The organism is Haliscomenobacter sp. (assembly GCF_041740695.1).
Lineage (GTDB): Bacteria > Bacteroidota > Bacteroidia > Chitinophagales > Saprospiraceae > Haliscomenobacter.
On sequence record NZ_JBGSLK010000115.1, the window covers coordinates 43,032 to 49,309 of the forward strand.

Here is a 6,278-nt window from a genome sequence, read left to right on the forward strand (position 1 = left end):
AACCCCAAACTCTTCAACTTTGGTTAATTGGTTGCCTGCGGTTTTGGTTTGATATCCGTACCCAATCGTTGCAGGTAGGCGATCATAGCCACGATGTCGCGTTTTTCTAGTTTTTCGTCTTCTACTCCATCAGCGCGCAGTCGTTTGGCTATTTCACTGGCTTGTTTTTTCACATCAGCCACTGCTTGATCTTCGTACCCTTCAGGATAAGGAGTGCCCAACATGGTCAGTACCTTGATTTTTTTAGGCAGGGTGCCCAAATCCATCTCATCGCGCAACAACCAGGGATAAGCAGGCATAATCGAACCTGGTGACATACTTTGTGGATCCACCATGTGGTTGTAGTGCCAACTATCGGGATATTTCCCACCTTCGCGGTGCAAATCTGGTCCAGTCCGTTTGGAACCCCAGAGGAATGGCCGATCGTAGATGAACTCACCCGATTTGGAATATTCCCCATACCGTTCAGTTTCGGAGCGGAATGGGCGCACCATCTGGGAGTGACAACCTACACAGCCTTCGCGGATGTACAAATCGCGACCGTGTAATTCCAGCGGTGTATAGGGTTTTACCGAAGCAATTTTGGGTACATTGGACTCGATCATCACCATTGGGGAAATCTCGATGATCCCACCGATCAAAATCGCAATTGCACTACCAATCAGCATTTGCATAGGCCGACGCTCAATCCAGCGGTGCCAGTGTTCCCCTTTGTGCGCGCCATCGGTAGCTACTCTGGCAGGAGCTTCGGCTGCTTCATCACCAATGAATGATCCCTGGCGGATGGTGGCAATCAGGTTGTAAACCATCACCAGCGTACCGGCGAAGTATAAGGTACCACCCAAAGCGCGGATGTAGTACATCGGCATGATTTGGGTTACCGTTTCGAGAAAGTTGCCGTATTTCAGGAAGCCATCGGGCGTAAATTCTTTCCACATCAGGCTTTGTGCCCAACCCGCCCAATACAGTGGGATGGCGTAGAAAGCGATACCCAGCGTACCAATCCAGAAGTGAGCGTTGGCCAATTTTCCAGAATAAATCTGCGTATTGAACAAACGTGGGATTAACCAGTACAGGATACCAAAGGTCAGGAAGCCGTTCCAGCCCAGGGTGCCAATGTGTACGTGACCAATCGTCCAGTCCGTAAAGTGGCTGATGGCGTTGACCGACTTGATGGACAGCATGGGCCCTTCAAAGGTTGCCATACCGTAGGCCGTAATGGCTACGACCATGAATTTCAAAACCGGATCTTGGCGTACCCGGTCCCAGGCACCACGCAAGGTCAACAAGCCATTCAGCATACCGCCCCAGGACGGTGCAATCAGCATGATGGAGAATACCGTACCCAAAGACTGTGCCCAATCGGGCAAAGAAGTATACAACAAGTGGTGCGGACCAGCCCAGATGTAGATGAAGATCAGTGCCCAGAAGTGGATGATCGACAAGCGATACGAATACACCGGGCGGTTGGCCGCTTTAGGTAAGAAGTAATACATCAAACCCAGGTAGGGAGTGGTCAAGAAAAATGCCACCGCGTTGTGGCCATACCACCACTGCACCAAAGCGTCTTGCACCCCTGCGAAGATGCCGTAACTCTTGGTCGCTGAAACCGGGATTTCGATGTTGTTGCCAATGTGCAACACCGTAACCGTAATCCAGGTAGCAATGTAAAACCAGATGGCTACGTACATGTGGTTTTCACGGCGTTTGATAATTGTCCCAAACATGTTGATCCCAAAGACTACCCATACCAGCGCAATCGCGATGTCGATTGGCCATTCTAGTTCAGCGTATTCTTTGGAACTGGTAATCCCCAATGGTAGGGTTACCGCAGCCATCACGATGATGGACTGCCAACCCCAAAAGTGGATGTTACTCAGCGCATTGCTGAACATGCGGGTTTTGAGCAAACGTTGCAGGGAATAATAAACCCCCATGAAAATGCCGTTCCCAACAAAAGCAAAGATTGCTGCATTGGTGTGCAATGGGCGGATTCTACCAAAGGTGATATACGGGATGCCAAGGTTTAATTCAGGCCAGATCAGTTCAAAAGCTGCAATAAGGCCCACCAGCATCCCGACAACCGCCCAGAGCATGGTCGCGTACGCAAATTTGCGCACGATAGCATTGTCGTAGTAAAATGTCTCTACTTGTGCCATCAGGTTAGTGATTTTTAAAGTTTTGTGTCAGTTGGTTTGTCGTCGTCGAGAAGCATGCGAATCGACGGAGTATAATCGTCATCGTATTGTCCACCTTTGACGGCCCAGAAAAAAGCGCCTAAAAAGCCCAGGGCTAGGATGAGGCTAATCAGAATGAGCAAAAAAATGACTGTCATACCTTTGTCAATTTGTTCGTGCAAGGTAGGCAGCCGTCAATCCTGGGCAGGATGACAGGGGTCAGGGGTGGGAGTGATTTTTGTCAGTGGAGGAAAGGAAAGCGCTCGAAGAACTTTATTTTGAGAGACGGTTTATTGGATAACTTTGTTTATTGGACTTGAGGCGAGTTGATTATTAACTCACATTACGCAAGTTTGATTCTGATAAGGTGCAGCTAAAGTGTATAGTTTTATTCTATTTAACTGCGTAATGTAAGTTATTAAGTGATTGATGAATTTTAGCCTTAAGTAAGTTTGGTTATTTCATTTACTTTAAATGTTTCTCAAAAAACGCCAAAGTCCGGCTCCATGCCAACTTAGCTGCCTCGGCATTGTAGCGAGCAGTAGAAGTATCGTTGTGGAAAGCGTGGTTTGCGCCCTCATACACGTATTGTTCGTATACAATTTTATTGGCTTTTAGGGCTTCTTCATAAGCAGCCATCCCGGCATTCACCCTTTCATCCAAACCGCCATAGTGCAATTGCACCGCAGCCTTGATTTTGGGCACTTCAGGGGCTTCGGGCTGACGGCCATAAAAGGCGACGGCTGCGCCCAGCGCGGGTACCTTGGTCGCGAGGGTATTCGCCATGGCCCCACCCCAACAAAATCCAACGCAGCCAATTTTGCCATTCCAATCTTCACGTGAGGGTAGGGAATCGAGGCAACGCATGAAATTTTCGAGGTTGTCTTCGGCTTTGAGGGTGGTGAAAAGTTGCCGGGCTTCGTCTTCAGTGATCTCGGGTTTGGTCAGAAGCGGCGCCAGGGCATTGGGCGCAATGGCCAAATAACCCGCCAGCGCAGCCCGCCGGGCCACGTCTTCAATATGGGCATTGAGTCCACGGTTTTCGTGGATGACGATGATGGCGGCGTATTTTTTTTTCTTTTCCGGCCGGGCCACATAGGCTTTCATTTGACCCTGTGCACCAGGATAGGTGATGTATTCGGTAAAAAGTTCCCCTTCGGTGGTGACCTTCGCCGTTTGGTAATCCGACTCCAGGAAGGGCAAAATGGACATGGCTGCCGCCGTGCTACCCGTCAGCATCACCAATTGTTGCATGAATTCCTTGCGGGTAAGCGGCTTGTGGGTGTATTCGTCGTAAAGTTTGATGATGCGTTGATCCATGATGCAGGTGGTTATTTGCTTAGGTTGGTGATCAGTTGTTTTTTCAAAAATAGGCCATTTTACGCAATAATGTGGCAGGAATTTGAAACCAAGTTAACTTTCCCCCAAATACTTCCCCGGCTTCAACAAAATCTTGACCAGCCCCAGCCCCACCGCCAATACCAAAAACAGCGCTGGAAATCCCCCCAAGGTAGAAGCCATTTTTATCCCATCAATCCCCGCATTGGCTACCATGACCCAGGCGATCAGGCCGACCAGGCTACCCCACACAATTTTGATCCAAATGGGTGCCTCCGGACTTTCTGGTGAGATGCCCGTACTCGATAAGCTGCTCATGGCCGAGGTATTGGCATCTGCCCCGGCTACATAGGATAAAAAGGCGGTGCCCAAAAAGGCCAATCCCGTGAGTTGCGCCAGGGGCAATTGATCCAACACGGCGTAAATTACCCCCTCCGGGCCCTGTTTTTGTAGGGTGCCGTATAAGTTGGCCGTATGCCCCACAAAGTCCATGTACACTGCACTCCCACTAAATATGAGCATCCACACGATGGAGAACAAGGAGGGGAGAATCAGGTTGTAATTGATGAACTCCCGCACCGTATAGCCGATTGCTACCCGCCCCAGGAACAGCGCGGTAACGGGCGTCCAGGCCAACCAGTTGGCCCAATAAAACACCGTCCAACTATCCGCCCAGGATTTGTCGACCCCCAGACTCAGACTGCGCGGGAAAAAAGTTTGAGCATAATCGGCCATACTTTCCGCACCATAGGAAAACAAAAACCGGGTAGGCCCAAAAAACAGTACAAACAAAGCCAATACAAAAAACGCATAAGTATTGATGTTGGACAAAATGCGAATCCCATTGAACAGGCCAGTAATGGCCGATAGGATGAAGGAAAATACAATCACGAGTGCGATCACAAACAACAATTCCGGGCTATGCTGAATGCCAAAAAAACGCTCCAAACCACCCGCCACCGTCAGGATACCCGCACCTAGGGACGCAGCCATACCCGCCACCAGACTGTACAAACAAACCGCATCGATGGTATGGCTCCAGGCCCCTGGCTTGCGTGCGCCGATGAGTGGATAAAGCATGGAACCCAAACTAAAGGGTTGCTTCAGGTTATAATACGCAATGGCAAACATCAAGCCAGCCACCGTGTAAATGCTGTAAGGTGTGAAAGTCCAATGCAAGAACATCGTTGAGAGGGCAAAACGCGCTGCTTCCGGGCTTTCGGCCTTTACTCCAATTCCTCCCGGAGGAGTATGCAAATGATACAAGGGTTCGGCTGTCGCCCAAAACAGGATGCCGATCGCAATGGTGGTACACAAGGTAATGCTGAACCACTGCCAGCGCGTGAGCATGGGCACGGCGTCTTTGCCCCCAATTTTTACTTTGGCCAAAGGCGAAAAATAAATCCAGATGCAGAGCAAAAAAAAGAACAAGGTGCCACTGGAAAACAGCCAGCCAAAATGGTACAAAATCCAGTCATTGGCCGCTTTAACTTTGACCAAAAAATCGGCAGGATCGTAAAGGCTATACAGCGTAGAGGCAAGCAACAAAATGGCAGGGGGTAAAAAAACAGGCAACTTGATCTTGGGCATGGCGTGGCTTTGGGCTCAAATTTGAATAAAAATCAGTAAAGCGTACCATAATTCCCTTTTTATTTACACCTTGAAAATACAATTCGAATCCAGATGAAACTCATTCCGATCAATTCCGGCTTTTTAAAACTTGATGGAGGCGCCATGTTTGGCGTAGTGCCCAAACGCATGTGGCAAAAAATGAACGAGCCCGACGAAAACAACCTCTGTACCTGGGCCATGCGGTGTTTGTTGATCGATACGGGAGAGCGCAAAATTTTGGTAGACACCGGGATTGGGGACAAACAGGATGCCCGCTTTCGCTCTCATTTCACACCCTGGGGGCAGGAAACCTTTTTACAAAACCTGGTCGCAGCAGGTTATCGCCCCGAAGACATCACCGATGTTTTGCTCACCCACTTGCATTTTGACCACGTGGGTGGTGCCATTCAACTGGATGCCAAAGGCAACCCTGAACCCACTTTCCCCGCAGCGCGTTATTGGTCGAATCCTGTTCACCTCGCTTGGGCACTAAACCCCAATGCCCGGGAAGCCGCCTCTTTCCTCAAAGAAAACATCCTACCCCTGCGTGATTGGGGCATGCTGGAGCTGATTGACCCCAGCGACAAAGATGTGGAATGGTTGCCCGGAATTCGCCTGCGCTTTGTGTATGGCCATACCGAAGCGATGATGTTGCCGATCATTGATACGCCGAAAGGTACGGTGGTGTATTGTGCCGATTTGATTCCTTCGCGTTGGCATGTGCGGATGCCATACATCATGGCTTACGATGTGCGGCCATTGGAGACCATGAAAGAGAAGGCGCGTTTGTTAGAGGAAGCTGCCGATGGCGCTTTTGATTTGTATTTTGAACATGACCCTAGTCTGGAGCAGGGTAGGGTAGCCCGTGACGACGCTGGCAATTTTTTACTAATTTAAACTATCCTGTTTAACTTTCTAAGGTGACGCACTAAGGTGCTCTTAAGTGCCTGAGGTGGTGAAAAAGAAAAAAAGCCCTGCTGAGCAGGGCAGGGGTACCTTTCACCACCTTAGACCTGTCAATTACCCACAAAACCGACAAATCAGGAATTGTGGTTAAAGAACCAAGAAGTTCATTGAGGTAATGTAATGTAAGCAAAACAAAAATGTATTTTTTTGCTGGATGAAAGCGGCAAAAAAATATAGTACATCCAG

5 protein-coding genes are annotated in these 6,278 nt (G+C 49.3%); 1 reads left to right on the forward strand and 4 read right to left on the reverse strand.

What is annotated here, in order from left to right; all coding sequences use genetic code 11:
* Positions 1–23 precede the first annotated feature (23 nt).
* The 4 genes from ccoN to ACEW9O_RS23865 all read right to left on the reverse strand — a co-directional run bounded on the left by ccoN (position 24) and on the right by ACEW9O_RS23865 (position 5,105).
* Positions 24–2,159 (reverse strand): cytochrome-c oxidase, cbb3-type subunit I, encoded by a 2,136-nt coding sequence (gene ccoN, locus ACEW9O_RS23850; RefSeq protein WP_373552729.1) that lies wholly within the window; start codon positions 2,157–2,159, stop codon positions 24–26.
* Between the two features lie 14 nt (positions 2,160–2,173).
* Complete coding sequence (ccoS, locus tag ACEW9O_RS23855) at positions 2,174–2,335, reverse strand: cbb3-type cytochrome oxidase assembly protein CcoS (RefSeq protein ID WP_320033081.1); 162 nt, start codon at positions 2,333–2,335, stop codon at positions 2,174–2,176.
* A 307-nt stretch (positions 2,336–2,642) separates the two neighbouring features.
* Positions 2,643–3,497 carry a dienelactone hydrolase family protein gene (locus ACEW9O_RS23860; RefSeq protein WP_373552730.1) on the reverse strand — a complete coding sequence of 285 codons (855 nt, stop codon included), beginning with the start codon at positions 3,495–3,497 and terminating at the stop codon, positions 2,643–2,645.
* A 93-nt stretch (positions 3,498–3,590) separates the two neighbouring features.
* Complete coding sequence (locus ACEW9O_RS23865) at positions 3,591–5,105, reverse strand: BCCT family transporter (protein WP_373552731.1); 1,515 nt, start codon at positions 5,103–5,105, stop codon at positions 3,591–3,593.
* Between the two features lie 93 nt (positions 5,106–5,198).
* Here ACEW9O_RS23865 and ACEW9O_RS23870 point away from each other — a divergent pair, with 93 nt between their 5' ends.
* Positions 5,199–6,023: an MBL fold metallo-hydrolase gene (locus tag ACEW9O_RS23870; protein ID WP_373552732.1), complete on the forward strand. Its 825-nt coding sequence runs from the start codon at positions 5,199–5,201 to the stop codon at positions 6,021–6,023.
* Positions 6,024–6,278: the final 255 nt, after the last annotated feature.

Coding starts and splice junctions, on each gene's coding strand:
- ccoN (WP_373552729.1), bottom strand. CDS start 2,159: ATGGCACAAGTAGAGACATTTTACTACGACAATGCTATCGTGCGCAAA.
- ccoS (WP_320033081.1), bottom strand. CDS start 2,335: ATGACAGTCATTTTTTTGCTCATTCTGATTAGCCTCATCCTAGCCCTG.
- ACEW9O_RS23860 (WP_373552730.1), bottom strand. CDS start 3,497: ATGGATCAACGCATCATCAAACTTTACGACGAATACACCCACAAGCCG.
- ACEW9O_RS23865 (WP_373552731.1), bottom strand. CDS start 5,105: ATGCCCAAGATCAAGTTGCCTGTTTTTTTACCCCCTGCCATTTTGTTG.
- ACEW9O_RS23870 (WP_373552732.1), top strand. CDS start 5,199: ATGAAACTCATTCCGATCAATTCCGGCTTTTTAAAACTTGATGGAGGC.